The organism is Vibrio olivae, assembly GCF_042428525.1.
Taxonomy (GTDB): domain Bacteria; phylum Pseudomonadota; class Gammaproteobacteria; order Enterobacterales; family Vibrionaceae; genus Vibrio; species Vibrio olivae.
The window spans coordinates 1-730 of record NZ_JBHMEP010000060.1; the positions used below are offsets into that span (position 1 = coordinate 1).

A 730-nucleotide genomic window follows, 5' to 3' on the forward strand; every position below is an offset into this window, starting at 1 on the left:
CTTTTTTGAAAAATCAACAAAAGGTTGATGTGTCAGCGGTTGTTGCTGAAAACAAAAAGCTGAAGGAAGAAAATCGTTCTTTGCGTCGGCGGTTAACTCAACTGAAAAACGCATTTCAAAAATCAATCACTCGTTTATCAATTCGTTTTGGGCTTGTAGAAAAAGATATGGGAATATCTGAAGAGCTAAAAATATTAGATCAAGAGAAAACGTTGGCTAGTCAGCAGAATGCCCCAGAACGTAATATAGGGCGTTCTGAGAATGAGATGGAGTGGTAGTTATACGGTGCAGTCAACGGTACCGGAGGCGGTCTGTGCCGAGGATAAGGAGTTGACGGCTAAACCACTAATCCCTGAAGCTGACATTTGCTAAAAAATGGCAAGTCCATTTTTTGGCCAACTTAGCGTTAGCGAAGTTTGGGGGCGCCCTTTTCAAAGGGTGCGGTTTTATTTTTTGGATATTTGCATAGCTAAAGAGAAGTGCTATTATTGAGTTAGCAAACAAATGAACTGAAAAAAGAGTAAAAAAATAGTCGAGCAACGCTACCAACGTTCTCGACCTTTACGGAAACTAATCGCACTAGCTCCGTAACTTCTTAATCATTATACGAATATTTTTAGATTTCTTCAAGACTAGAGATTTTTTGGTAATGAATTTTTAAGAGTTACGTGAACTTTTGAAAATTCTTTCCAGAAGTCTCTTTTTCTTTGAGGAGGAACAAAATTTGAGT

1 protein-coding gene is annotated in these 730 nt (G+C 38.2%); it reads left to right on the forward strand.

Annotated features, from left to right (window positions below):
• The coding region (locus ACFFUV_RS23465; RefSeq protein WP_446697924.1) for a hypothetical protein at window positions 1–278 on the forward strand (278 nt) is incomplete at its 5' end.
• Window positions 279–730: the final 452 nt, after the last annotated feature.